A 23,763-nucleotide genomic window follows, 5' to 3' on the forward strand; every position below is an offset into this window, starting at 1 on the left:
ATGCCGAGGGCCGGGAACGCGACGGGGGCGCCGGGCGGCTGAACCCGCCGCCCCGGCGCCCCACTCCGTACGCTCCCTACGCGTCCTCCGCTACAGCGCGACGCCCAACAGGGCGTCCACGGCGCGGGAGACGACGCCGGGGGCGCCCTCGTCCGTACCGCCGCGCTCCGCCTGGAGGGCCGCCCAGCCGTCCACGGCGGCCAGCGCGGCCGGGGCGTCCAGGTCGTCGGCGAGAGCCTCGCGCAGCTCCTCCACGAGCGCGTCGGCGGGCGGCCCGTCGGGCCGGGACACGGCGGCCCGCCACCGTCCGAGCCGTGCCACGGCGTCCTCGAGAACCTGGTCGGTCCACTCCCAGTCGGCCCGGTAGTGGTGGGCGAGCAGGGCGAGCCGGATGGCCGCCGGGTCGACGCCTTCGCGGCGCAGCGCGGACACGAAGACGAGGTTGCCCTTGGATTTGGACATCTTCTCGCCGTCGAGGGCGACCATGCCGGCGTGGACGTACGCCTTGGCCATGGGGAACTCGCCGGTCAGCACCTGGGCGTGCGAGGCGCCCATCTCGTGGTGCGGGAAGACGAGGTCGGAGCCGCCGCCCTGCACGTCGAAGCCCATACCGAGGTGGTCGAGGGCGATGGCGACGCACTCGATGTGCCATCCGGGGCGACCGGGGCCCAGCGAACCGCCGTCCCAGCTCGGCTCGCCCTCCCGGGCGGCCATCCAGAGCATCGGGTCGAGCGGGTTCTTCTTGCCCGGCCGGTCGGGGTCGCCCCCGCGTTCGGCGGACAGCAGCCGCATCGCGTCGGCGTCCAGGTTGGACACCTTGCCGAAGTCCGGGTCGGCCTCGACGGAGAAGTAGACGTCCCCCTCGAGCTCGTAGGCCGCGCCCGCGTCCCGCAGTCGCTCGACGAGCGGGACGATGCCGGGTATCGCCTCGACGGCGCCGATGTAGTGCTGCGGGGGGAGCATCCGCAGAGCGGTCATGTCCTCCCGGAAGAGCGCGGTCTCCTTCTCGGCGAGTCCCGCCCAGTCGATCCCGTCGCGCACGGCCCGCTCGAGCAGCGGGTCGTCGATGTCGGTGACGTTCTGGACGTAGTGAACCTGCCGCTTGGTGTCGAGCCACACGCGTTGGACGAGGTCGAACGCGTTGTAGGTCGCCGCGTGACCCATGTGGGTCGCGTCGTACGGAGTGATGCCGCAGACGTAGATACGGGCGACGGGACCGGGGTCGAGGGTCACCAGGGCACCGGTGGCGGTGTCGTGGATCCTCAGGTCGCGGCCCTGACCAGTCAGGGCGGGGACCTCGGAAGCGGGCCAGGCATGCATGTCATGAGCGTAACCGGACGGATGTTCCGTATACGAGCCGGACCGGGTCCAGACGGCCGGGAAGGCGGTCTTGCGAGATTCCTCTCAGTGCCCTAACCGAAGGGCTCGACAGGGCTGGTCACGCGCGCGTGCTCAGCCCCACGCGCCCTCACACCGGCGGCCAGGGGATCGACGGCCACTCCCCGCTGGGCTCCGGATGCCGTCCGGACGACAGCAACGCGTCCACTCGTACCCGCGTGGCCTCGAGCTCGTCGCCGGTGACCAGCTCCGCCAGCCGCACGGCCAGCGCCCCGCCCTGGGCCAGCGCGCTCTTCAGCCCGGTCAGCACCTCGACCGCCTCCGGCGTCAGCGGCTCACCGGCCCACCCCCACAACAATGTCCGCAACTTGTTCTCGGCGTTGAAGGTGACCCCGTGGTCGATCCCGTACAGCCGCCCCTGGTCACCCGGCAGCAGATGCCCGCCCTTGCGGTCCGCGTTGTTGATCACGGCGTCCAGCACGGCGAGGCGCCGCAGCCGCTCGTCGTCGGCGTGCACGAGCAGTGCCGTCTTCCCCTCGCCCACCTCGGCGAAGGCGATGGCCTTCCACCCGGGCCCGGGTTCCTCACTGTCGACCAGGGCGAGCAGCCCGTCGCCGTCGTCCGCGACCGCGTCGATCCACAGCTGGCACATCCCCTCGCCGTACGGCCCCTCGCGCAGCACGGTCGGCGGTACGAGCCCCCAGCCGGTCGCCTCGGAGACCTCGTACGCCGCCACCTCGCGCTCGGCGAGGGTGCCGTCGGGGAAGTCCCACAGGGGCCGCTCACCGGCCACGGGTTTGTAGACGCAGGCGGCCTCCTGCCCCTCGTAGGAGACCGTGCAGTACAGCGCGGCGTTCGACGCCTCCTGGATGCGCCCGCGTACCGTCAGTTCGCCCTTGGCGAGCAGTTCGGCGGGCGTGCGGGTGGTCGTCACGCTCCGCGGCGGTATCCGTTCTGGCGCGGACATACGTGTCCTTCCGGGTCGAGCGGGAGGCTGCACAGCGGGCAGGGCGGCCGGCCGGCGTTGACGACGTCGAGGGCGCGTTTGGCGAACGCGCGGGCCTGTGCGCCGGTGAGCCGGACGCGCAGCATCGGGGGGCCGTTCTCCTCGTCCTGGAGGAGGCGTTCCTCGGCCTCGACGAGGTCCTCCTCGGAGTCGGCGTCCAGCTCCACCAGGGCCTGCGCCTCGACGATCATGCGCTGCTCGTCGCCGTCCCAGGCGAGCGCCATGGTGCCGACGCGGAACTCCTCCTCGACGGGGCTGTCGAGGGGGCGGGTGTCGGACACCTCGGTGGGGGCCACCGCCGGGACCGGGGCGTTGCCCCCGCTACGGCGTACGACCTCGTCGAGCAGTTCGTCCATGCGTTCGGCGAGCGCGGCGACCTGGGTCTTCTCCAGGGCCACGCTGGTCACCCGGGGGCCGGCGGTTGCCTGGAGGAAGAACGTACGGCGCCCGGGCAGCCCGACCGTACCGGCCACGAAGCGGTCCGGGGGATCGTAGAGGAACACCTGACGGGACACGTCCTGTCTCCATTGGATCGAATGATGGATCGACTGATTTTCGGCATCGGCGGCGCTGCCGCGACCGCTTCACCCTACTGCTGCCGACGATCACGGTGCGCCCGCACCGCCCCCGACCGCGGCGTCCTCGCCCGGGGGTTCCTCGCGCGGCGCCAGGACGGCGAAATCACCGGTGTCCCCGAGGCGAACGAGAAATGGCCTGAGACGGGTGTAACGGATCGCCGTGATGGAACACGGATCGACGGCCACCCGCTGAAAGAGGTCGAGATGAAGCCCGAGCGCGTCCGCGACAAGGGACTTGATGACGTCGCCGTGCGAGCACATGAGGTAGACGGCGTCGGCGCCGTGATCGGCCTCCACGCGCGCGTTCCACTCACGTACGGCCTCGGCCGCGCGCGTCTGCATGGCCCGCATGGACTCGCCACCGGGGAAGGCGGCGGCGGACGGGTGTGCCTGGACGATCTGCATCAGGGGCTCGTCCATCAGCTCGGCGAGCTTGCGCCCGGACCAGTCGCCGTAGTCGCACTCCGAGATGCGCTCCTCGGTGTGCGCACGCAGTTCCGGCCGGGCTTCGAGGAGCGGCCGGATCGTCTCCTGGCAGCGCTCGAGGGGGCTGGTGACGACTTCGGAGATCGGCAGTTCGGCGAGCCGTCCGGGCAGCGCGGCGGCCTGCGCGGCGCCCCGCTCGTCGAGGGCGATGCCGGGTGTGCGGCCGGCGAGCACACCAGAGGTGTTGGCGGTGGACCGTCCGTGCCGGACGAGGATCAGCGTGGGCATGCGGCCCAGGGTAGGCGCAGGGCCCCCGGTGGCAGGGGGGGGATGCGTTTCCGGGCGAACGGCGGGAGAATGCGCACCGTGATCGTCGACTGCGCCATCTACCGCGACGGGCGCCGCACGGACGGCCCGGCGGACTTCTCCGAGGCCCTCGACGAGTGCCGTGTGGACGGGGCCGGTCACGCGTTCGTCTGGGTCGGGCTGTACGAGCCCACGGAGGGCGAGTTCGATCAGGTCACGGAGGAGTTCGGGCTGCACCCGCTGGCTGTCGAGGACGCGCTCAACGCGCATCAGCGGCCGAAGCTGGAGGTGTACGACGACTCGCTGTTCATGGTGCTCAAGCCGGTCGGGTACGAGCCGAAGTCCGACGTCGTCTCCTCCGGCGAGATCATGGTCTTCATCGGCGACTCCTTCGTGGTGACCGTGCGACACGGCGAGGAGGCGCCTCTGGCCGCCGTACGGCAGCGGCTGGAGGCGGAGCCGGAGATGCTGCGGCACGGCCCCACGGCGGTGCTCTACACGATCGCCGACGCCGTCGTCGACCACTATGTGGAGGTTGCGGACGAGCTGGGCACCGACCTGGAGGAGCTGGAGACGGAGGTGTTCTCGCCGGCCGACGGCGGCTCGCGTCACACGGCGTCCCGGATCTACACCTTCAAGCGGCAGATCCTGGAGTTCCGCCGCGCCACGGGCCCGCTGGCCGCGCCGCTGGGCAGGCTCGCGGGCACCGGTCTCTTCGGCACGCGCGTGCCCTTCGTCCACGAGAAGGCCGAGCCCTTCTTCCGGGACGTGAGCGACCACCTCACGCGCGTGAACGAGTCCGTGGAGGGCCTGGACCGCCTGGTCTCCGATGTGCTGTCGGCGCACCTCGCGCAGATGAGTGTCCGGCAGAACGACGACATGCGGAAGATCTCCGCGTTCGCCGCCATGGCCGCGTTCCCCACGATGGTCGCCGGGATCTACGGCATGAACTTCCGGCACATGCCGGAACTGCGCTGGATCTGGTCGTACCCGGCGCTGCTCGTGGCGATGGTCCTGGTGGAGGTCCTGCTGTACCGGATGTTCAAGCGCCGGGGCTGGCTGTAGGGCCGACGCCGCCCTCAGGCGAACTCGGGTGCCGTGGTCACCGGGCCGCTCAGCGCGTCGCGGCGCTCGGGCATCCGCAGCGAGACCATGCGGCGCCAGCCGAGGGCGCGCTCGTAGACGTACACCGCGTGGATGGCCGCCGCGAGCACGGCCGCCTTGGAGCGCGGCCAGCCCAGGACGCGTCCCATGTGGGCCATGACCGCGAGGCTGACGTCCCGGTAGACGCGGATCTCGGCGAGCGCGCACGCGCGCAGGGTCCGCTGGATGGTGCGGCCGTGGCCGGCGGCGGCGAAGCGCAGGAGTTCCTCGTGGCAGTAGGCGAGGTGGTTGTCCTCGTCGTCGGAGATCATCCGCACCGCGCGGCCGAGGTCGGGATGGTCGCCGAAGTACCTGCGCAGCAGCTCCATCTGCTCGGAGGCGCGCTGCTCGGTCACGCGGCTGTGGGCGAGGTAGGTGACGACGTCCCGCACGGTCAGCGGTTCGTCGCCTCTGAGCTTGTCGTGCGCGAGACCGATGCCCTGCCGCTCCAGGAGCATCGTGTAGTCGGTGTCGGCCGGGACGTCGACGGGGTGCAGGCCGCGCTTCTTCATGAGGGCCCTGAAGATCCGCCCGTGCTTGTCCTCGTCCGCGCCGTGGCGGGTGATCCTGGGGGCGAGCGCGCGTTCGCTCGCCGGGACGAGCGCGGCGATACGGGCGTTCTCCCAGCCGCCCTGGGATTCACCGCTGGCCGCGATGGAGCAGAAGAGACGGAAGGAGTCGTCGTTGTCGAGGATCTCCTGGAACAGACTCCTGGCCGAAAGCATCAGGGCACCTCTCGCCGATCTGCGGGGCTTCGCGAAGAACGAGTCAAGTGCGAGGCCGGAGGTGCCGCAACACAGGAGGCGGGCGACTGCGCCGAACGGATGGCCGGCAGGGGGCACGGCGGGACGTCAGTACGAGGGCTCGGAGGGCGTAACCGCCGGGGCCGCGGCGCGTTGTGCTCCGTGACGGCCGTGGCGGGGTGGACCCCCGAGCCCCCACCACGGCCGCGGAACTTTCCCCCTTGCCGCCTACGCGAGTCCGGCGCGCTCCAGGGCGTCGGTGCCCGCCCGGAGCGAGGCGATCCGCTCGTCGAGGGTGAGGCCGGCCGGGGCGAGGGTGAGCGTGGTGACACCGGCTGCCGCGTAGGCCCGCATCCGGTCGGCGATCCGGTCCACCGAGCCGAGCAGCGTGGTCTGGTCGATCAGGTCGTGCGGAATGGCGGCCGCGGCGCCCGCCTTGTCGCCGGACAGGTACTTGTCCTGGATCTCGGCGGCCTCCTTCTCGTAGCCCATGCGCTGGGCGAGCTGGTTGTAGAAGTTCTGCTTACGGCTGCCCATGCCGCCCACGTACAGGGCGGTGTACGGCCGGAAGGTGTCGGCGAGCTTCGCCACGTCCTTGTCGTCGCCGACGGCGAGCGGCAGCGTGGGACAGACGTCGAACCCTTCCAGGGTCTTGCCGGCCTTCTCGCGGCCCGCACGCAGGTACTGGACGGCGGTGTCCTCGAGGTGCGCGGCGGACGGGAAGATCAGCAGCGCGCCGTCGGCGATCTCGCCGGTCTGTTCGAGGTTCTTGGGGCCGATCGCGGCGATGTAGAGCGGGATGTGCTCGCGCTCGGGGTGCACGGTCAGCTTGAGAGGCTTGCCCGGGCCGCCGGGCAGCGGCAGCGTCCAGTGCTCACCCTCGTGGGACAGCCGCTCACGGCTCATCGCCTTGCGGACGATCTCCACGTACTCGCGGGTGCGGGCCAGCGGCTTGTCGAACTTGACGCCGTACCAGCCCTCGGAGACCTGCGGCCCGGAGACGCCGAGGCCCAGCCGGAACCGGCCGCCGGAGAGCGAGTCGAGGGTGGCGGCGGTCATCGCGGTCATCGCGGGCTGACGGGCCGGAATCTGGAAGATGGCCGAGCCGACGTCGATGCGCTCGGTGTGGGCGGCGACCCAGGTGAGCACGGTGGCCGCGTCCGACCCGTAGGCCTCGGCCGCCCAGCAGACGGCGTATCCGAGGCGGTCCGCCTCCTGCGCGACGGCCAGATTGTCGCCGTCCATTCCGGCACCCCAGTAGCCGAGGTTGATCCCGAGCTGCATGGCCGATTCCCCTTACCGATCAGTAACGTCCCTTGTGCGACCGACCCTAGCGCGTAGGTGGGGAGGTGGCGGTGGGGCGTACGTCTCCTCGGCCCGGGAAACCGTTGTCCACAGGCAACCCACTGGGTCAGTTATGGCCAGTAATCTCGGCGTTCATGGAGCAGAGGCATCTCGGCCGTACCGGCCTGCGCGTGTCCCGGATCGGGCTCGGCACCCTGACCTGGGGTCGGGACACCGACGAGCACGACGCCGCGGACCAGTTGAAGACGTTCTGGGAAGCGGGCGGAACCCTCGTCGACACCGCGGACGTGTACGGCGACGGAGAGGCCGAGTACCTGCTCGGGCAGCTCATGGAAGGGCTCGTCCCGCGCCGTGACCTGGTCATCTCGACCAAGGCGGGCAGCGTCCCCGACCCCGACCGCCGTGTCGACGGCTCCCGCGGTCATCTCCTCGCCGCTCTCGACGCCTCCCTCGCCCGCCTCGGCACGGAGTACGTCGACGTCTGGCACATCCACGCCTACGACCCCGACACCCCCCTGGAGGAGACACTCCAGGCCCTGGACCTCGCCGTCAGCAGCGGACGCGCCCGATACGCCGGCGTCTCCAACTTCTGCGGCTGGCAGCTCGCCAAGGCCGCGACCTGGCAGCTCGCGGCACCGGGCATACGTACGCGGCTGTCCAGCACGCAGCTGGAGTACTCACTGCTCCAGCGCGGCATCGAACGCGAGGTCCTGCCCGCCGCCCTCGACCTGGGCATCGGGCTCCTGCCCTCCTCGCCGCTCGGACGCGGCGTCCTCACGGGCAAGTACCGCAACGCGACCCCTGCGGACTCCCGGGGCGCCTCGGAACACCTCGCGCCCTTCGTCGCGCCGTATCTCGACGACACGGCGAGCCGCATCGTGGACGCGGTACAGACCGCGGCGGACGGACTGGCGGTGACGCCGTTGCAGGTGGCGCTCGCCTGGATCCGTGACCGGCCGGGCGTGGCCGCCCCCATCGTCGGCGCGCGCAACGCGCAGCAGCTGACGGCCGCGTTGTCAGTGGAGACCCTTAGTCTTCCTGACGAGATCTGCCGGGCGCTCGACGACGTGTCAGCGCCTGTGCACCGCTATCCCGATCACGACTGGAGCACGCTGTGAGCACGGAGCCCGACACCACGGAGGAAGCCGAGCCGGGCACCCCGGGCGCCGCCGAGGAGGCCGCCCAGGACGCGGCGGACGATGCGTCGGCCGAGGAAGCCGGGACCGGTGAAAGCGCCGAGACCGTCGCCGGTGACGCCAAGCAGCCGTCCGAGGCGGAGGCCGAGCTGGCCGCGCAGCGGGAACTCCGGGAGCGGATCGAGCGGCGCAAAGCCGAGAAGCAGGGGCCGATCGCGAGCGGCACCAAGTTGAGCGGCACGGCCGCCGACCTGATGGCGGCCGTCCGGGCCGTGGAAAGCGGGGAGAAGCCCGCGGCGGCCATCGCCTTCCGCGCACCGGCGCCGGACGCCAGGACCACGACCGGCGCCCCTGCCACGCGCCCCGCGGCCGCCCCCTCCCCTTCCGCATCGCCCGCTCCCGTACGGCAGCCCCAGCCCGCCGCGCCCGTCGCCGCGCCGCCGGAAGCCGTCGAGGCCGTGCGGGGCGTGCTGGCCGAAGGGGGCGCACCGGACACGCTCGCGCCGCAGGTCGTCTCGGCCCTTGGCGACGGCGCGGACGGGCAACTGCGCGCCGATCCCTGGCAGTTGCTCCGGGTCGCCGGGGTGCGGCCCGAGCAGGCCGACGGGTTCGCGCGGGCCCTGCTCGGCGCCGAGTGCGCCCCGGACGACGAGCGGCGGGGCCGGGCGGTCACCTTGTGGCTGCTGGAGCAGGCGGCCCTGGCCGGACACACCGTCCTGGACGCCGCCGCGCTCACCGCCGCGCTCACCCAGCGCGGGGTGCCCGATCCGGACACCGCCGTCCAGAGCACGGTCGCGGAGGGCGAGGCCCTGGAGTTCCAGGACGCGATCGAGGAAGCCGCCGGGCAGGCCGCTGCGGACAGAGAGGCGGACGGAGAGGACGACGAGGCCGAAGAGGCCCAGGAACGTCCCGTACGTGTGCTCATCGGGCTGGAGCGGTACGCGCTGGCCGAGGAGAGCCTCGCCGACGGGCTGGCCCGGATCGTCAACTCGCTGCCCAAGGAGGCGCCCGAGGACTGGGAGTCGTCGGCCGGGTCCTCGGGGCGCGGTTCCGCGGCCGAGTTGATCCGTGCCGTCGCGGGACACGGGCTCGTGCTGCACACCGGCGGTGACGCGGCGCGCGCCGAACCGGCCGCCCTCGTGGCCGCGGCCCGTTCGCTGGGCCTGCGGGTCTGCGCGGCGGCCCACACTCCCGTCGGCCGCCGCCGCTTCGCGGCCCTTCTCGCACCCGAGACCCACTCCGGTACGGACCCGGACCCGGAGTCGGAGTCCGTCGTCACCGTCGCCGGGCTGCTGGCCGGCACCGAAGGGCCCGGGCGGGACGCCGACGGGGCGTTCCTGCTCGATCTGCTGGTCGTGCTGGACGCGCCGCAGCTCGACGTGGAGAGCGCGGCGATGGTCGTGGAGTCACTGCCGGACGGGGCCAGACTGCTGCTGAGCGGTGATCCGGCTGTCCTGTGGTCGGCCGGGCCGGGGCGGGTCTTCGCCGACCTGGTCGCCGCGCGCACCTGCCCGCACGTCGTCTCGCGCACGCCCGACCCCGGCCCGATCGGCGAACTCGTCTCGGGTGTCTCCGTCGGCGAGCTCACCCAGGTCGAGGCGCCCGGCAAGGAGGTCGTGATCGTCCCCGTGCGGGACGCGGGCGAGGCGGTGCACCGCACCGTGCAGCTCGTCGCGGACTCGGTGCCCAGGGCCCTCGGGGTACCGGCCGAGCAGACCCAGGTGATCACACCGGGGCACGGCGGCGCGGCCGGCACCCGGGCGCTGAATTCCGCGCTCAAGGAGCGGCTGAACCCCGGCCCGGGCCGCTTCGGCGGCTTCGACCCGGGCGACCGGATCGCGTACTCCCCCGCGCCGGGGCGCACGGTGCCGGGGCAGGTCGTCAAGGCCGACGCGGAGGGGCTGCACCTGGAGTGCGGCGGCGTCCCCGTCGTCGTACCGAAGGAGCGGGTCGAGCTGAGCGTGCGGCACGGGTGGGCGCTCACCGCGCACCAGGCGGTCGGGCTGCACTGGCCGGCCGCCGTGGTGGTGCTGCCCGGGGACACGGCTTCGTCGCTGACCCGGCCCTGGGTCTACACGGCCTTCGGCCGCGCGGAGCGGCATCTGTCCGTCGTGCACGGCGTGGACCAGGCGCTGGCCCGCGCGGTCGCGGAGGTCCCGGCGAAGGCCCGTACGACGCGGCTGCCGGGCCTGTTCAGAGCCCAGGTGCCGCCGGCTGTCTGAGCGAGGCAGGCCGAACCGGGACGAACGGAAGCGGCGGTCAGGGGAAGCTCTGCCTCCCCTGACCGCCGCTGCCGAGGCAACCAATCGCCGGCTATCGCCGGTGATCGGCGTCCAGTGGTTCCAAATCCTCGTCCTCGTCCAGGCCCACTGCCACCAGGTCGGGATCGATCTCGTCCTCCAGCAGGTCGTCGTCCTCGACGATGTCCGCGTCGTCGTCGAAGACAGCGCTGACATCGAATCGGCACACCACCCGCTCCGCGTCGACCTGGTCGAAGGGGGCCTCCAGCCATTCGCCGGGGTCGGCCGCCTCGTCCGCGGCCGTCACCCACAGCGTGGAGTCGCCCTCCTCCAGGCCGAACTCCTTGTGCCGGGAGGCGATCTCGTCCGGCTCGAACTCGCCGAACAAAATACCCAGCGCCCCGTGCACCGTGCCGGAGACGTCGGCGCCCGCACCGTCGTCGTCCACGGCTTCCACCCGCTGCGCCTGCGCCAGCAGCCGCTGCGGCTCCACCACGGCGTAGTCGCGGCGGATGAGCACACTCAGCGCGTTCGGCTCCTCGGGGCCCGCGTACGGCGGCAGCGCGTCGTCGGAACCAGGGATCTCGAAGGGGGTGACCTCGTCATATCGGTCGTAGAGCAGCTCGTCGTACACCTCGGCGGCAGCGGCCAGCTGGTTGAACGCCTCATAGACATCGGGGTCGTCCTCCCCCGACCGGCGTTCGACCGCCGCCAGGTGGCGGTCGAGCGCGGTCTTGACCGCCTCGGCGGCGGCGCGTACCTCGGCAGCGGTGGGCTGCGCAGCATCAGACATAGTGCAGACGCTATCCGTACCAGGGCTCTGCCCGCACAATAGATGCGATGCCGGAATACGAATTTGTCGACGTGTACGTACCGCGCGGGGTCACTCGCAAGGAAGCCACACGTCTGCTCACGGACCATGCCGAGTACGGACACTGGGAGTTGGACCGCCTCAGCCTGCTGCACGACGGCAGTCGCAGAGTGCGGATGCGGCGCCGCATCATCCGCCAGGTGCGGGCCACCTGGTGAGATGAGGCGGCGAAAACGGAGCGGGCCCCGCGTCTGCGGGGCCCGCTCCGTTGCGCACGCGTACGTGTCTACGCAGAGGGGCGTGCCTTGCGGTAGAGGACGGTGCCCGCGAGCAGCATGCCCGCGCCCACCGGCAGGGCGAGGCCCAGCGGCAGGTCACCGCCGGTGTGCGCGAGCTGGGCGCCGCTCCGGGGCTGCGGAACGGTCCGTACACCGCTCTGGTCGACGTACGTGGGGCCGGCCGGCGGGGTCACACCGTGCGAGATGCCGGGCGGTGCGACCGGGGAAGCCGGCCGGGCCGGGGTGGCGGGCTGGGCCGGGGTTCCCGGATGTGCGGGGCCGGCCGGAGCCTGGGGGCTCTGCGGCTGCTGCGGCTTGCCGGGCTGCTCGTGGCCGCTCGGTCCGGGCGGGGGCGTGGTCTGGTGACCGCCGCCGGGGGGTGTGGACGGGCCGTGGGTCTCCGGAGGCGGCGCCGGGTGGCCTCCGCCCGCGTGGTCCCCGGTGTTCGCGCAGTCGTTGCCCGCCACCGCGTTGCCGATGCCGATCACGTTGACGGAGTTGCCGCAGACGTTCACCGGTGCGTCGACCGGTGCCTCCACGTGGTTGCCCGACGCGACGCCCGGTGAGTCGGTGGCGTATCCGCCGGCGTACGAGCCCTCCCAACCGTGCCAGTCGCCGGAGCCGCCGGGGCTGCCCGGGTACCCGAAGCCACCCGGGGCGCCCGAGTCCCCGTAGCCACCGTGGCCGCCATAGCCGTCGTGACCGCCGTACCCGGAGGGCGAGCCGTACCCGCCGTGCCCGCCCTCGTCGCCGTACCCACCGGACGAGCCGTGGCCTCCCTGGCCGCTGTGGTTGCCCTGGTTTCCGTGACCGCCGTGGTTGCCCTGGTTTCCGTGACCGCCGTGGTTGCCCTGGTTGCCGTGTCCGCCCGGGGAGCCGTGGCCGCCTCCGCCGTTGGCGCACTTGTGGCCCATCGCCGGGTTGAGCAGACCGACGACGCTCACGGTGTTGCCGCAGGCGTTGACCGGCACGTTCACCGGCGCGCTCACCGAGTTGCCCGACAGCACGCCGGGTGAGTTCGAGGCGGCGGCGTTCGCACCCGAGTCGGCGTGCGCCTGGGCGCCGCCCGCGGCGGCCATCACGCCCGTCGCGGCGGCCATGGTCATCAGGCCCTTGCGGGTGACCTGTCGCATTACTACATCCCTGCCTTCAAATGATCTGTCGCGAACTGTCCGGAACGACCTGTCGGCCCCGGCACGCATAACGCGTTCCGGGGCCGACAGGCTCAGACTCACTGGGAGTCAGAACCTCATGAGGTGAGGCGCAGCATCAGTTGTTGACGCAGGTGTTGCCGAAGGCGGGGTTCAGCAGCCCGATCACGGAGATCGTGTTGCCGCAGACGTTCACCGGGACGTGAACGGGAACCTGAACAACGTTGCCGGACAGGACACCCGGGGAGTGCACGGCAGCACCCTGGGCACCCGCGTCGGCGACGGCCAGGCCCGCACCCGCGAGAACCAGACCACCAGTGGCAGCCGCAGCGGCGACGACCTTCTTGATCATTATTCCTCCTTGTTGGCAATGCGATCCCGAGTAGCGGACCGCATCACCAGTAACGAGGAGGGGGCATTAGGGCTACGACCCTATGAGCGCATTCACTCTTCTCAGTCAGCCACGCACGTGCGGACGATTATTGGAGTGTCGTTCAATCGGGTAATTCCGGGCGTTTTCAAGGGCCTTGGGCCCCCGCCGAAACCCCTGGAACACAGGCTGGAACCCAGGCTGGAAGCCAGACCTGGCGCTGGATTCAGGATGCCCCGATGAAGCGGTCGAGCACACGCACCCCGAACTTCAGCGCGTCGACCGGCACCCGTTCGTCAACACCGTGGAACATGCCCGCGAAGTCCAGCTCCGGCGGCAGCTTCAGCGGTGCGAAGCCGAAGCAACGGATGCCGAGGTCCGCGAAGGACTTGGCGTCGGTGCCGGCCGAGAGCATGTAGGGCACGGCCCGGGCGATCGGGTCCTCGGCGACCAGCGCGGTCTGCATGGCGTCCACGAGCGCCCCGTCGAAGGAGGTCTCCAGCGCCTTGTCGGCGTGCACGTCCTCGCGCTTCACGTTCGGGCCGAGGATGCGGTCCAGGTCGGCGAGGAACTCCTCCTCGTAGCCGGGGAGGTAGCGGGCGTCGACGTGCGCGGTGGCCTGGCCCGGAATGACGTTGACCTTGTAACCGGCGCCCAGCTGGGTCGGGTTGGCGGTGTTCTGCAGCGAGGCGCCGATCAGCTTGGCGATACCGCCGAGCTTCGCGAGCGTCGCGTCCATGTTCTCGGGGTCCAGCTCGGTGCCCAGCGCGTCGCCGAGTTCGTCGAGGAAGTGCCGCAGTGTCTTGGTGACCCGGACCGGGAACTTGTGCCGGCCGAGGCGGCCGACGGCCTCCGACAGCTCGGTGATCGCGTTGTCCTTGTGGATCATCGAACCGTGTCCGGCGGTGCCGTCGACGGTCAGCTTCATCCAGTGCATGCCCTTCTGCGCCGTCTCGACGAGATACAGGCGCAGGTTCTCGTTGACGGTGAAGGAGAACCCGCCGACCTCGCTGATCGCCTCGGTCACCCCCTCGAACAGGTCCGGGTGCTTGTCCACGAGGTGCCGCGCGCCCCAGGTACCGCCCGCCTCCTCGTCCGCGAGGAAGGCGAGGACGATGTCGCGCGGGGGCTTGCGGCCGGTGCGCAGCCGGTCCCGGACGACCGCGAGGGTCATCGCGTCCATGTCCTTCATGTCGACCGCGCCCCGGCCCCACACACATCCGTCCGCGATCTCGCCGGAGAAGGGGTGGTGGGTCCAGTCCGCCGCGTTGGCCGGTACGACGTCGGTGTGGCCGTGGATGAGCAGCGCCGGCCGCGACCGGTCCTCACCCTCGATACGCGCCACGGTGGACGCGCGCCCCTTGTGCGACTCGAAGATCTGCGGCTCCAGACCCACCTCGGCGAGCTTCTCGGCGATGTACTCGGCTGCCTTGCGTTCGCCCGGTCCCGAGTGGTCGCCGAAGTTGCTGGTGTCGATCTGGATGAGTTCGCGACAGAGGTCCACGACCTCGTCCTCGCCGGTGACGCTCGTCGCCGCGTCCGTCCTGCCCGTCCCGCTCACGCTGCTACCTCCCACTGTTCCCGCTGGTGGTCCTCGCCTCATCCTCCCCCTCCGGCCGCCGCACCCCAAGGCCGGTCCAGGCCCGTCACACACCGTTCACGCCGCGACAGGGGGTGATCGGCCACCCCGGAAAGCCTGGTAATGTTTCCTTCGTCGCCACGGGGGGAACCCCGCGCGACAGACACCTTGTCCGGGTGGCGGAATGGCAGACGCGCTAGCTTGAGGTGCTAGTGCCCTTTATCGGGCGTGGGGGTTCAAGTCCCCCCTCGGACACTTACTCTCGTCAGTCGCCGAGACCCCACATTTTGTGGGGTTTTTTGCGTTTCACGACGTCCAACTCCCCCTGGAACGGCCGTATTCGGGGATCTCCCCGACGGGTGCCGCACCGGTGGCGCATACCCTTGGGCCGGGTCGACCGTCATCGCCGACGGTCCTAGGCCGTGTCCGCAAAGTCCCGCCTGCCTCGAGACGCCTGGCACGCCCTAGCACCCCGATGCCCCAGCGGGCCCCCCACTGCCGCTCCGCCAGGAGGACGTCATGACCGCCGCACACGCTCCCCAAGGGCAGCCCGCAGCCGCCGAGCCGGACTCCGGTGCCGCAGCTCCGGCGCCGGACCCGACCTCAACGGCAGCCGCCCCCGCGGCTGTTGCCCCGCCGGTGACCAAGCCGGCCTCGGGAGCGGTGTCCTCCCCGGAGCCGGCCCCCGAGGCCGCGCCGGACCCCGAGTCACAGCCGGAGCCGGCGCCCGGAGCGGACGCGGAGTCGGAGGGTGAGGCTCCGGTCGGCGCCGGTACGGCAGGCACGGTCGCCATGCCGGGTGTGGTGACCGTCGGCGACGACTCCGACGGTGGCGGCGCCGCCGCAGCTCAGGCCGGCCACCCGGGCCGGCCGTCCCGGCCGATGCTGGCCGCCGCGGCCATCGCGGGCGCGCTCCTGATATCGGTGCCGTTCCTGATAAGCAACCGTGGCAACGACCACACCGCGGCCCGCACCACTGCCGGAGGCAGTACGGCGGACACCGTACTGAGCGACCCGCTGGACGCGGTGACTTCGGGCACCGTCGGGACAGCCGAGCCGACGCCGGACGCGAACCGGGCGACGCCGTCGAAGAAGGCCTCGCAGAGCCCAGCGAGCCGAGACGACAAGCACGCGGCGGGCGGCGCTGCCTCGGGCGCCGGAAGGGGCGGGAACTCAGGCGGCAAGGGAACCAGCGAGCACAAGGAAAGCACCGGGAGCAAGAGCCGGCCCGTGGGCTCCGGGAGCGGCCCCAAGACGTCCAAGCACTCCTCCGGTTCGAAGGGCGGCGGTTCGGGATCCGCTCCCAAGAGGACGACCGGCGGCGGTTCGGGCAGCGGTGGCAGCGGCGGCGGTACCAAGCCCGCCCCGGCCCCCGCCGTCGTGCCCGGCGCGATCATCTTCAGCCACGCGTCCAACAAGTGCATCGACGTCGTCGGCGACAAGGGCAAGGACGGCGCCCCGCTGGAGATCTGGTCGTGCAACGGCAAGGCCCAGCAGAAGTGGATCTTCAAGTCGGACGGCACCGTGCGCGCCATGGGCCTGTGCATGGACGTGGCCTGGGGGTCCTCCGCGGAGGGCGCGGTCATCCAGCTGGCCAGATGCAGCGGCAACCCGGCCCAGCGGTTCATCCTCGCCGGGCCCAACGACCTGGTGAATCCGCAGGCCAACAAATGCGTCGACGTGAAGGACCAGAAGAAGAGCAACGGCACCCGGCTCCAGCTGTGGACGTGCAACGGTCAGCCCAACCAGAAGTGGACGGCGCGCTGAACGGTCAGCCGTTTTTCGCCGGGTGTGGGCGATATCTCGTCCGCTCGCGCGACCATGAAGATCACCAGGTCAGGGCGTCGGCCAAAGCCCCCGGCACTCCCCGCCGGGACCCCCTTGCGGCGCTCTCACCTGGCAGAAGCGTGCTCGCGACCCTAGCCTCGTACTAAAATTTCCGGCTTGTTACGGAACGGAGCTGGAATCGGACAACCCCAGGCACTCCTGCGGGCCCCGCCAGCGACCCGGAGGTTTCCGGGAACGAGACGCGAGGACTGATGGCAGCCATACACGAGAGCAACGCTCTCGGTCTGCTCGACGAAGAGATCCGCGAGCGGTTCGGCGACACTGCACGTTTCTCCGCGGGGCCCGCCGCCTCGCCGCGCACGCTCGTCGACGTCTTCGACGCAGCCGTACGTTCGTACCCGACCGAGCCCGCCCTCGACGACGGCACCACCGCGCTCACCTACCGGGCGCTGGCCACCGAGGTGGAGAGCGTACGGCGCCGGCTGAGCGCCGCCGGCGTCGGCCTCGGGGACCGTGTGGGGGTCCGGGTGCCGTCCGGCACCAATGAGCTGTACGTCGCCATCCTGGCCGTGCTGGCCGCCGGGGCGGCCTACGTTCCCGTGGACGCCGAGGACCCGGACGAGCGGGCCGAGCTGGTGTTCGGGGAGGCCGGTGTACGGGCCGTCATCGGGGCCGCGTACGAGATCACCGTTCCGGGCGCCCGCAGCGAACTGCCCGCGCGGCGGCCCGGCGTCGAGCACGACGCCTGGATCATCTTCACCTCCGGCTCGACCGGCAAGCCCAAGGGCGTCGCCGTCAGCCACCGCAGCGCCGCCGCCTTCGTGGACGCCGAGGCCGCGCTGTTCCTCACCGACGATCCCGTGGGACCCGGCGACCGGGTCATGGCGGGCCTCTCCGTGGCCTTCGACGCCTCCTGCGAGGAGATGTGGCTGGCCTGGCGCTACGGGGCCTGTCTGGTGCCCGTACCGCGCTCCCAGGTGCGCAGCGGCGCCGACCTCGGGCCCTGGCTGGTCGAGCAGGAGATCTCCGTGGTCTCCACCGTGCCCACGCTGGCCGCGCTGTGGGAGCCGGAGACCCTCAACGACGTACGGCTGCTGATCTTCGGCGGGGAGGCCTGTCCGCCCGAGCTGGTGCAGCGGCTGGTGACGGAGGGGCGCGAGGTGTGGAACACCTACGGGCCCACCGAGGCCACCGTCGTCGCCTGTGCCTCCCTGCTCACCGGCGCGGAACCGATCCGGATCGGGCTGCCCCTGAACGGCTGGGAGCTCGCGGTCGTCGACGAGGCCGGGGAGCCCGTCGCGATGGGCGCCAGTGGCCAGCTGGTCATCGGCGGTGTCGGACTCGCGCGGTATCTCGACGCCGGGAAGGACGCCGAGAAGTACGCGCCGCTCGAATCCCTCGGGTGGGAGCGGGCCTATCGCAGCGGTGACCTCGTGAAGGCCGAACCCGAGGGGCTGATCTTCCTTGGGCGGGCCGACGAGCAGATCAAGCTCGGCGGGCGCCGTATCGAGCTGGGCGAGGTCGACTCGGCGCTCCAGGGGCTGCCCGGCGTCGCCGGTGCCGCCGCCGCCGTACGGACCGCCCGCAGCGGCAACCAGCTGCTGGTCGGCTATGTCGTGACGCAGGACGGCTGGGACCAGGCGGCCGCCGTGGAGCGGCTGCGGGCCGAGCTGCCCGCCGCGCTGGTGCCGCTGCTCGCGCCGGTCGCCGAGCTGCCGACGCGCACGTCGGGCAAGGTCGACCGCAATGCCCTGCCGTGGCCGCTGGAGGGCATGGAGACCGGTCCCGCCGCCCAGCTGTACGGCACCGAGGCCTGGCTCGCCGAGCAGTGGGGCGAGATCCTCGGCATCCCCGTGGGCAGCGCGAACGACGACTTCTTCGCGATCGGCGGCAGCAGTCTCGGCGCCGCCCAGCTGACCACGCGCCTGCGGATGCGCTATCCGAGCGCGGCCGTCCTCGACATCTACCAGCAGCCCGTGCTGCGCAAGCTCGCCCGGCATCTGGAGGAGTCCGCGCAGGACGACGCCGCCGACCGGGTCATCGCGCCGGTTCCCCTGCGTGCCAAGGCCGTGCAGCTGCTGCTGCTGGTGCCGCTGTTCACGCTGATGGGCCTGCGGTGGGCGGTCGCGCTGGCCGCCGCCGGGAACGTACTGCACTGGTTCGGGGCCTATCCGTGGGCGCCGGTGACCTCGTGGTGGGCGGTGACCGTCGGTGCCGCCGTGCTCTTCTCCCCACCCGGACGGCTCGCTCTCGCCGCCGGCGGGGCGCGGCTGCTGCTGCGCGGTGTGAAGCCGGGGCGGTATCCGCGCGGTGGCAGTGTGCATCTGCGGCTGTGGACCGCCGAGCGGCTCGCCGAGTTCAGCGGGGCGACCTCGCTGACCGGTGCGTGGCTGGAGCGGTACGCGCGGGCGCTGGGCGGCAAGGTCGGCGCGGACGTCGATCTGCACTCGCTGCCCCCGGTCACGGGGATGATCAAACTGGGGCGTGGGGCCGCCGTCGAGTCCGAGGTCGATCTGTCGGGGCACTGGCTCGACGGGGACCGGCTGGAGATCGGGCAGGTCAAGGTGGGTGCCGACGCTGTCGTCGGGACGCGCAGCCTGCTCTTCCCGGGGGCGCGGGTCGGTAAGCGGGCCGAGGTGGCGCCGGGTTCGGCGGTCGTCGGGACGGTGCCGACCGGGCAGCGCTGGGCCGGGGCGCCGGCCGTGAAGCTCGGCAAGGCGAAGCGGAACTGGCCCAAGGAGCGTCCGCAGCGCGGGCGCGCCTGGCGGGCCATGTACGGCCTCGCCGGGTTCGCGCTCAGCGCGCTGCCGGTCCTGGCGGGCGCGGTCGCGCTGCTGGTCACGGGCCTGTTCGTCGACCCGGACGCCGGGCTCGGGACCGCTCTGCGGGGCATCGCGCTCGCGCTGGTGCCGGCCACCCTGGCGTTCGGTCTCGCGTACGCGCTGATGCTGCTGATCGCCGTACGGCTGCTGAGTCTGGGTCTGCGTGAGGGTACGCATCCCACGCACAGCCGGATCGGCTGGCAGGCGTGGACGGTCACGCAGCTCATGGACCGCTCCCGCGAGACGCTGTTCCCGCTGTACGCCGGGCTGATCACGCCGGTGTGGCTGCGGCTGCTGGGGATGCGGATCGGGCGGGGCGCCGAGGTGTCGACAGTGCTGGCGCTGCCGAGCCTGACGACCGTCGGCGAGGGCGCGTTCCTGGCCGACGACACGCTGACCGCGCCGTACGAGCTCGGTGGTGGCTGGCTGCGGATCGGGCGGGCCGAGATCGGGCGGCGGGCCTTCCTGGGCAACTCCGGGATGACCGCGCCGGGCCGGTCGGTGCCCGACGGGGGCCTGGTCGGGGTCCTCTCGGCCACCCCGAAGAAGGCCAAGAAGGGCAGCTCGTACCTGGGCCTGCCGCCCATGAAGCTGCCCCGGTCGGCGAGCGGCGGCGACCAGAGCCGTACGTACGATCCCCCGGCGCATCTGCTGTGGGCGCGGGCGCTGGTGGAGCTGTTCCGGATCGTGCCGGTGTTCTGCTCGGCGGGACTGGCCGTGCTGACGGTGGCCGCGTTCAGTGTGCTCGGCGCGTGGTTCTGGCTGGTGGGCGGACTGGTACTGCTCGCTGTCGGCGTTCTCGCCTGTCTGCTGTCCATCGTCGCCAAGTGGGTACTCGTGGGGCGCCACCGCGCCGGTGAGCATCCGCTGTGGAGCGGGTTCGTGTGGCGCAACGAGCTGGCGGACACCTTCGTCGAGGTCGTCGCCGTGCCGTGGCTGGCCGGTGCCGTGCCGGGTACGCCCGTGCTGTCGGCGTGGCTGCGGGGGCTCGGCGCGCACATCGGAAAGGGGGTCTGGGTGGAGAGCTACTGGCTGCCCGAGACCGACCTGGTGACCCTGGAGGACGCGTCCACCGTCAACCGCGGATGCGTGCTCCAGACACACCTCTTCCACGACCGGATCTTGCGGACGGATACTGTGGTCCTCCGTGAGGGCGCGACGCTGGGTCCTGGCGGGATCGTCCTGCCCGGCTCCACGGTCGGGGCCCGGTCCACTCTGGGTCCCGCGTCGCTGGTCATGGCGGCGGAGTCCGTTCCCGACGACACCCGCTGGCTGGGCAACCCGATCGAGTCATGGCGTTCCTGAAACGGTGGGCGCGGCTCGTTCGGGTACCGGAGCGGGGATGGGTTCATCTCCGGCACCACGTTCGAGCACAGCGCAGGGAGCAGACTCAGCAGTGAGCGTTCAGCAGACAGTGGGTTCGGACCCGTACTTTCCGGCCAACGGTGACGCCCGTTACCGGGTGCACCGGTACGAACTCGCGCTGGACTACCGCCCCGGCCCGAACCGGCTGGCGGGCACGGCCCGGATCAACGCCATAGCGGGCCGGTCCCCGCTTGCCGAGTTCCAGCTGAACCTGGGCGACTTCAAGATCGGCCGGGTACGGGTGGACGGCAAGGCCGCCCACTACACGCTCCGGGGCGGCCGGCTGCGCATCCGCCCCGCGAAGCCGCTGCGGACGGGGGCCGCGTTCACCGTCGAGGTGCACTGGGCGGGCAATCCCAAGCCGGTCGCCAGTCCCTGGGGCGGGCTCGGCTGGGAGGAGCTGGAGGACGGGGCGCTGGTGGCGAGCCAGCCGATCGGGGCGCCCTCCTGGTACCCGTGCAACGACCGGCCCGCCGACAAGGCGTCCTACCAGATCTCGATCACCACGCCGTCCGCGTACGCGGTGGTGGCGGGCGGGCGGCTGCTGACCCGGACGACCAAGGCGTCGACCACCACGTGGGTGTACGAGCAGTCGGCGCCGACGTCGAGCTATCTCATCGGGCTGTCCATCGGGAAGTACCAGACCGTGCTGCTCGGTGACCCCGGGCTGGGCGGTGTGCCCCAACACGGGCACATCCCGGCCGAGTTGCTCCCTGAGTTCTCCCGGGACTTCGCGCGCCAGCCCGCCATGATGGAGCTGTTCCAGGAGCTTTTCGGGCCGTATCCGTTCGGTGAGTACGCCGTCGTGGTGACCGAGGAGGAACTCGATGTGCCCGTCGAGGCGCAGGGGTTGTCGCTGTTCGGCGCCAACCATGTGGACGGTGCCCGGAGTTCGGAACGCCTCGTCGCGCACGAGCTGGCCCATCAGTGGTTCGGCAACAGTGTGTCCATCGCGGACTGGCGGCACATCTGGCTGAACGAGGGGTTCGCCAAGTACGCGGAGTGGTTGTGGTCGGAGCGGTCCGGGGGGCGCAGTGCGCAGCAACTCGCCGCGATCGCGCATCGGTTGCTGTCCGGGCGGCCGCAGGACCTGCGGCTCGCCGATCCCGGGCGCAAGCTGATGTTCGACGACCGGTTGTACCAGCGGGGCGGGCTCGCCGTGCACGCGGTGCGGTGCGCTCTGGGCGACGAGGCGTTCTTCCGGATGCTGCGCGGGTGGGCCGGGCTGCATCGGGGTGGGTCGGTGAGTACGGCTACGTTCACGGCGTATGCGTCCCGGTTCACTCCGGAGTCCTTGGACGAGTTGTTCGCCGCGTGGCTTTATGAGGGGGCGTTGCCTTCGTTGCCGGCGCCGTCACCGTCACCCTCGCCTTCGCCGTCGGGGGGAGGGCCACGGGTGCCTGCCCGGCCCTCTTATCCGCCGTCCGCCACTGCGTAGTGCTGGGTGCGGGTGCGTTGTGGCTCGTCGCGCAGTTCCCCGCGCCCCTGTCGGGGGCGTGGGGATGCAGAATGGCGGCCATGTCCCGACGTACCGCGCGTCCCAGGCGCCAGCGACCCTCCGCCCCTGTTCAGAGCTCCCCATGTCCGTGCGGTCTCGCGGAGACGTACGAGAAGTGCTGTGGCCGATTCCTCCGGGGTGAGGCGACGGCGCCGACCGCCGAAGCCCTGATGCGTTCCCGATACAGCGCCTTCGTGAAGCGGGACGAGCCGTATCTGCTGCGCACCTGGCATCCGCGTACCCGTCCCGCCCGGGTCGAATTCGACCCGGGGATGCGGTGGACGGGCCTGGAGATCCTCGAGACGGGCGACGGTACGGCGTTCCACACCATCGGCACGGTGACCTTCCGGGCCTCCTACCGGGGCGGATGCCTGCGGGAACGGAGCCGGTTCGAGCGGGTCGACGGGGCGTGGGTGTACGTGGACGGGGACGTCGACGAGGGCGAACAGGGCGCCCAGGACTTCTAGGCCCAACGCCGTACGGCGTTGCTTCTAGGCCTGCTCGGCCTTCTAGGGCGCGAGGATGTCCAGTTCCTGGAGGGCCCCGACCGCGATCTCCCGGGCGAGCCGTTCCGCCCGCTCGCCGTCGCCCTCGCGGACCGCCTCCGCGACCTGTACGTGCAGGGTGACGGCGGCCGGGTCGGGGTCCTCGAACATGACCTCGTGGTGGGTGCGGCCGGCCAGGACCTCCGCGACGACATCGCCGAGGCGGGCGAACATCTCGTTGCCGGAAGCCTCCAGGATCGCCCGGTGGAAGGCCATGTCGTGGACGAGGTAGCCCGCCAGCTGGTGGCCGCGCGAGGTGGCCACCATGCCCAGTGCGCACTCCGTGAGCCGCGCGCACTGCTCGGCGGTGGCGAACTTGGCGGCCAGGCCGGCGGCGACCGGTTCGATCGCGGAGCGCAGGACGGTGAGGGAGCGCAGTTGCTGCGGGCGGTCGGTGCCGGCCAGCCGCCAGCGGATGACCTGAGGGTCGTACACGTTCCACTCGGCCTTGGGGCGGACCGTGACGCCGACCCGGCGGCGGGACTCGACCAGGTGCATCGACTCGAGGACGCGGACCGCTTCCCGCATCACCGAGCGTGACACGTCGAACCGTTGCGCCAGTTCGTCCGTGCGCAGAACACTGCCCGGGGGGTACTCGCCTGCGGTGATCGCGGGTCCGAGGGTTTCCAGTACGTGGCCGTGCAGCCCTCGACCCGGTGTGCTCATGTACTCAGAGTACTGGGCACGTCACGCCTCTATAAAGTCAGACTTATTCAACATGGGCCTTGAATTTGTCTTACCTCATGCGTTTCATTGCGTCCATGCAGCAGACACGTACCCCTCATGTCGTCGTGGTCATGGGCGTCGCGGGCACCGGGAAGACCACGATCGGTCCCCTGCTCGCGGCCCGGCTCGGCGTTCCGTACGCCGAGGGCGACGACTTCCATCCTGCGGCCAACATCCGCAAGATGACGGCCGGTACGCCGCTGACCGACGACGACCGGTGGCCCTGGCTGGACGCCATCGGCGAGTGGGCGCACGGCCGCGCCGGGCTCGGTGGGGTGGTGAGCAGTTCGGCGCTGAAGCGGGCGTACCGGGACCGGCTGCGGGGCGCCGCGCCCGGCGTGGTCTTCGTGCATCTCGCCGGTGACCGGGCGCTCATCGAGGAGCGGATGGCGCACCGGCAGGGGCACTTCATGCCGGCGGCGCTGCTTGAGTCCCAGTTCGCCGCGCTTGAGCCGCTCGACGCGGACGAGGTGGGGGTCGCGGTGAGTGTGGTCGGCGGCCCTGAGGAGATCGCCGGCCGTGCCATGGCCGCGCTTGGCGAGCTCGACGGGCCCGAGGCGCGGCCGGCGGCGTCTTCGTGGTGACTCGGCGTTCGATGCCAGGGCGTAG

The 23,763-nt window shown here is 71.6% G+C and carries 20 protein-coding genes and 1 tRNA gene; 10 read left to right on the forward strand and 11 right to left on the reverse strand.

All coding sequences use genetic code 11. The features are described from left to right. Positions 1-90: 90 nt before the first annotated feature. From mshC to ADL01_RS13980, 4 genes are all read right to left on the reverse strand, one after another. On the reverse strand, positions 91-1,320 hold the full coding sequence (mshC, locus tag ADL01_RS13965; RefSeq protein WP_053742295.1) for a cysteine--1-D-myo-inosityl 2-amino-2-deoxy-alpha-D-glucopyranoside ligase: 1,230 nt from the start codon (positions 1,318-1,320) through the stop codon (positions 91-93). Positions 1,321-1,468: 148 nt separating this feature from the next. Beyond that, on the reverse strand, positions 1,469-2,305 hold the full coding sequence (locus ADL01_RS13970) for an SCO1664 family protein (RefSeq protein ID WP_053742296.1): 837 nt from the start codon (positions 2,303-2,305) through the stop codon (positions 1,469-1,471). Beyond that, the gene (locus ADL01_RS13975) at positions 2,269-2,859 is read right to left on the reverse strand and encodes a DUF3090 domain-containing protein (protein ID WP_053742297.1); all 591 of its coding nucleotides are present in this window, start codon (positions 2,857-2,859) and stop codon (positions 2,269-2,271) included. Before ADL01_RS13975 ends, ADL01_RS13970 begins: the two co-directional genes overlap by 37 nt. A 90-nt stretch (positions 2,860-2,949) precedes the next feature. After that, positions 2,950-3,636, reverse strand: a complete 687-nt coding sequence (locus ADL01_RS13980) for a histidine phosphatase family protein (RefSeq protein ID WP_053742298.1) — start codon at positions 3,634-3,636, stop codon at positions 2,950-2,952. Between the two features lie 78 nt (positions 3,637-3,714). Between ADL01_RS13980 and corA the strand changes: the two genes are divergently transcribed. Further along, entirely contained in the window at positions 3,715-4,719 is a 1,005-nt protein-coding gene (gene corA / locus ADL01_RS13985; RefSeq protein ID WP_053742425.1) for a magnesium/cobalt transporter CorA, read from the forward strand. Positions 4,720-4,733: 14 nt separating this feature from the next. On the opposite strand, the gene ADL01_RS13990 is transcribed toward corA, so the two are convergent. Both ADL01_RS13990 and ADL01_RS13995 read right to left on the reverse strand, forming a co-directional pair. Then, on the reverse strand, positions 4,734-5,522 hold the full coding sequence (locus ADL01_RS13990; protein ID WP_053742299.1) for a ferritin-like domain-containing protein: 789 nt from the start codon (positions 5,520-5,522) through the stop codon (positions 4,734-4,736). A 246-nt stretch (positions 5,523-5,768) separates the two neighbouring features. Next, entirely contained in the window at positions 5,769-6,824 is a 1,056-nt protein-coding gene (locus ADL01_RS13995; protein ID WP_053742300.1) for an LLM class F420-dependent oxidoreductase, read from the reverse strand. A gap of 155 nt (positions 6,825-6,979) precedes the next feature. Here ADL01_RS13995 and ADL01_RS14000 point away from each other — a divergent pair, with 155 nt between their 5' ends. After that, positions 6,980-7,963 (forward strand): aldo/keto reductase, encoded by a 984-nt coding sequence (locus tag ADL01_RS14000; RefSeq protein WP_053742301.1) that lies wholly within the window; start codon positions 6,980-6,982, stop codon positions 7,961-7,963. Further along, positions 7,960-10,203: a helix-hairpin-helix domain-containing protein gene (locus ADL01_RS14005; protein ID WP_053742302.1), complete on the forward strand. Its 2,244-nt coding sequence runs from the start codon at positions 7,960-7,962 to the stop codon at positions 10,201-10,203. The genes ADL01_RS14000 and ADL01_RS14005 overlap by 4 nt, the downstream gene beginning before the upstream one ends. A gap of 91 nt (positions 10,204-10,294) precedes the next feature. Here ADL01_RS14005 and ADL01_RS14010 read toward each other — a convergent pair whose 3' ends face one another. After that, the gene (locus tag ADL01_RS14010; RefSeq protein WP_053742303.1) at positions 10,295-11,014 is read right to left on the reverse strand and encodes a hypothetical protein; all 720 of its coding nucleotides are present in this window, start codon (positions 11,012-11,014) and stop codon (positions 10,295-10,297) included. A 47-nt stretch (positions 11,015-11,061) separates the two neighbouring features. On the opposite strand from ADL01_RS14010, the gene ADL01_RS14015 reads away from it, so the two are divergent. After that, entirely contained in the window at positions 11,062-11,250 is a 189-nt protein-coding gene (locus ADL01_RS14015) for a DUF5703 family protein (RefSeq protein ID WP_053742304.1), read from the forward strand. A 68-nt stretch (positions 11,251-11,318) separates the two neighbouring features. Here the strand turns inward: ADL01_RS14015 and ADL01_RS14020 are convergent, their stop codons facing one another. The 3 genes from ADL01_RS14020 to ADL01_RS14030 form a co-directional block, all read right to left on the reverse strand. Continuing rightward, positions 11,319-12,443, reverse strand: a complete 1,125-nt coding sequence (locus ADL01_RS14020; RefSeq protein WP_053742305.1) for a chaplin — start codon at positions 12,441-12,443, stop codon at positions 11,319-11,321. A gap of 136 nt (positions 12,444-12,579) precedes the next feature. Continuing rightward, positions 12,580-12,813 (reverse strand): chaplin ChpH, encoded by a 234-nt coding sequence (chpH, locus tag ADL01_RS14025; protein WP_053742306.1) that lies wholly within the window; start codon positions 12,811-12,813, stop codon positions 12,580-12,582. Between the two features lie 244 nt (positions 12,814-13,057). Continuing rightward, a complete protein-coding gene (locus ADL01_RS14030; RefSeq protein WP_405766281.1) occupies positions 13,058-14,434 on the reverse strand; it encodes a M20/M25/M40 family metallo-hydrolase in 1,377 nt (458 codons plus the stop codon). Between the two features lie 146 nt (positions 14,435-14,580). Between ADL01_RS14030 and ADL01_RS14035 the strand changes: the two genes are divergently transcribed. The 5 genes from ADL01_RS14035 (at position 14,581) to ADL01_RS14055 (ending at position 22,350) form a co-directional block, all read left to right on the forward strand. Beyond that, positions 14,581-14,665 (forward strand) — tRNA-Leu (locus ADL01_RS14035). A 264-nt stretch (positions 14,666-14,929) separates the two neighbouring features. Further along, entirely contained in the window at positions 14,930-16,177 is a 1,248-nt protein-coding gene (locus tag ADL01_RS14040; protein ID WP_107090886.1) for a ricin-type beta-trefoil lectin domain protein, read from the forward strand. Positions 16,178-16,449: 272 nt separating this feature from the next. Continuing rightward, positions 16,450-20,325, forward strand: a complete 3,876-nt coding sequence (locus ADL01_RS14045; protein WP_053742309.1) for a Pls/PosA family non-ribosomal peptide synthetase — start codon at positions 16,450-16,452, stop codon at positions 20,323-20,325. Between the two features lie 91 nt (positions 20,326-20,416). Beyond that, the gene (locus ADL01_RS14050; RefSeq protein ID WP_053742310.1) at positions 20,417-21,823 is read left to right on the forward strand and encodes a M1 family metallopeptidase; all 1,407 of its coding nucleotides are present in this window, start codon (positions 20,417-20,419) and stop codon (positions 21,821-21,823) included. 80 nt (positions 21,824-21,903) lie between these two features. Beyond that, on the forward strand, positions 21,904-22,350 hold the full coding sequence (locus tag ADL01_RS14055; RefSeq protein ID WP_078960512.1) for a YchJ family protein: 447 nt from the start codon (positions 21,904-21,906) through the stop codon (positions 22,348-22,350). 42 nt (positions 22,351-22,392) lie between these two features. Here ADL01_RS14055 and ADL01_RS14060 read toward each other — a convergent pair whose 3' ends face one another. Beyond that, complete coding sequence (locus ADL01_RS14060) at positions 22,393-23,094, reverse strand: FadR/GntR family transcriptional regulator (RefSeq protein WP_053742312.1); 702 nt, start codon at positions 23,092-23,094, stop codon at positions 22,393-22,395. 95 nt (positions 23,095-23,189) lie between these two features. Between ADL01_RS14060 and ADL01_RS14065 the strand changes: the two genes are divergently transcribed. Further along, complete coding sequence (locus tag ADL01_RS14065; protein WP_053742426.1) at positions 23,190-23,738, forward strand: gluconokinase; 549 nt, start codon at positions 23,190-23,192, stop codon at positions 23,736-23,738. The last annotated feature ends 25 nt before the right edge of the window (positions 23,739-23,763 follow it).

This window comes from Streptomyces sp. NRRL WC-3618, assembly GCF_001280005.1.
GTDB lineage: Bacteria > Actinomycetota > Actinomycetes > Streptomycetales > Streptomycetaceae > Streptomyces.

What these genes read in the sequence shown, in the direction of transcription:
- mshC (WP_053742295.1), bottom strand. Translation starts at nt 1,320, where the DNA reads ATGCATGCCTGGCCCGCTTCCGAGGTCCCCGCCCTGACTGGTCAGGGC.
- ADL01_RS13970 (WP_053742296.1), bottom strand. Translation starts at nt 2,305, where the DNA reads ATGTCCGCGCCAGAACGGATACCGCCGCGGAGCGTGACGACCACCCGC.
- ADL01_RS13980 (WP_053742298.1), bottom strand. Translation starts at nt 3,636, where the DNA reads ATGCCCACGCTGATCCTCGTCCGGCACGGACGGTCCACCGCCAACACC.
- ADL01_RS13990 (WP_053742299.1), bottom strand. Translation starts at nt 5,522, where the DNA reads ATGCTTTCGGCCAGGAGTCTGTTCCAGGAGATCCTCGACAACGACGAC.
- ADL01_RS13995 (WP_053742300.1), bottom strand. Translation starts at nt 6,824, where the DNA reads ATGCAGCTCGGGATCAACCTCGGCTACTGGGGTGCCGGAATGGACGGC.
- ADL01_RS14000 (WP_053742301.1), top strand. Translation starts at nt 6,980, where the DNA reads ATGGAGCAGAGGCATCTCGGCCGTACCGGCCTGCGCGTGTCCCGGATC.
- ADL01_RS14010 (WP_053742303.1), bottom strand. Translation starts at nt 11,014, where the DNA reads ATGTCTGATGCTGCGCAGCCCACCGCTGCCGAGGTACGCGCCGCCGCC.
- ADL01_RS14015 (WP_053742304.1), top strand. Translation starts at nt 11,062, where the DNA reads ATGCCGGAATACGAATTTGTCGACGTGTACGTACCGCGCGGGGTCACT.
- ADL01_RS14020 (WP_053742305.1), bottom strand. Translation starts at nt 12,443, where the DNA reads ATGCGACAGGTCACCCGCAAGGGCCTGATGACCATGGCCGCCGCGACG.
- chpH (WP_053742306.1), bottom strand. Translation starts at nt 12,813, where the DNA reads ATGATCAAGAAGGTCGTCGCCGCTGCGGCTGCCACTGGTGGTCTGGTT.
- ADL01_RS14030 (WP_405766281.1), bottom strand. Translation starts at nt 14,434, where the DNA reads ATGAGGCGAGGACCACCAGCGGGAACAGTGGGAGGTAGCAGCGTGAGC.
- ADL01_RS14040 (WP_107090886.1), top strand. Translation starts at nt 14,930, where the DNA reads ATGACCGCCGCACACGCTCCCCAAGGGCAGCCCGCAGCCGCCGAGCCG.
- ADL01_RS14045 (WP_053742309.1), top strand. Translation starts at nt 16,450, where the DNA reads ATGGCAGCCATACACGAGAGCAACGCTCTCGGTCTGCTCGACGAAGAG.
- ADL01_RS14055 (WP_078960512.1), top strand. Translation starts at nt 21,904, where the DNA reads ATGTCCCGACGTACCGCGCGTCCCAGGCGCCAGCGACCCTCCGCCCCT.
- ADL01_RS14060 (WP_053742312.1), bottom strand. Translation starts at nt 23,094, where the DNA reads ATGAGCACACCGGGTCGAGGGCTGCACGGCCACGTACTGGAAACCCTC.
- ADL01_RS14065 (WP_053742426.1), top strand. Translation starts at nt 23,190, where the DNA reads ATGCAGCAGACACGTACCCCTCATGTCGTCGTGGTCATGGGCGTCGCG.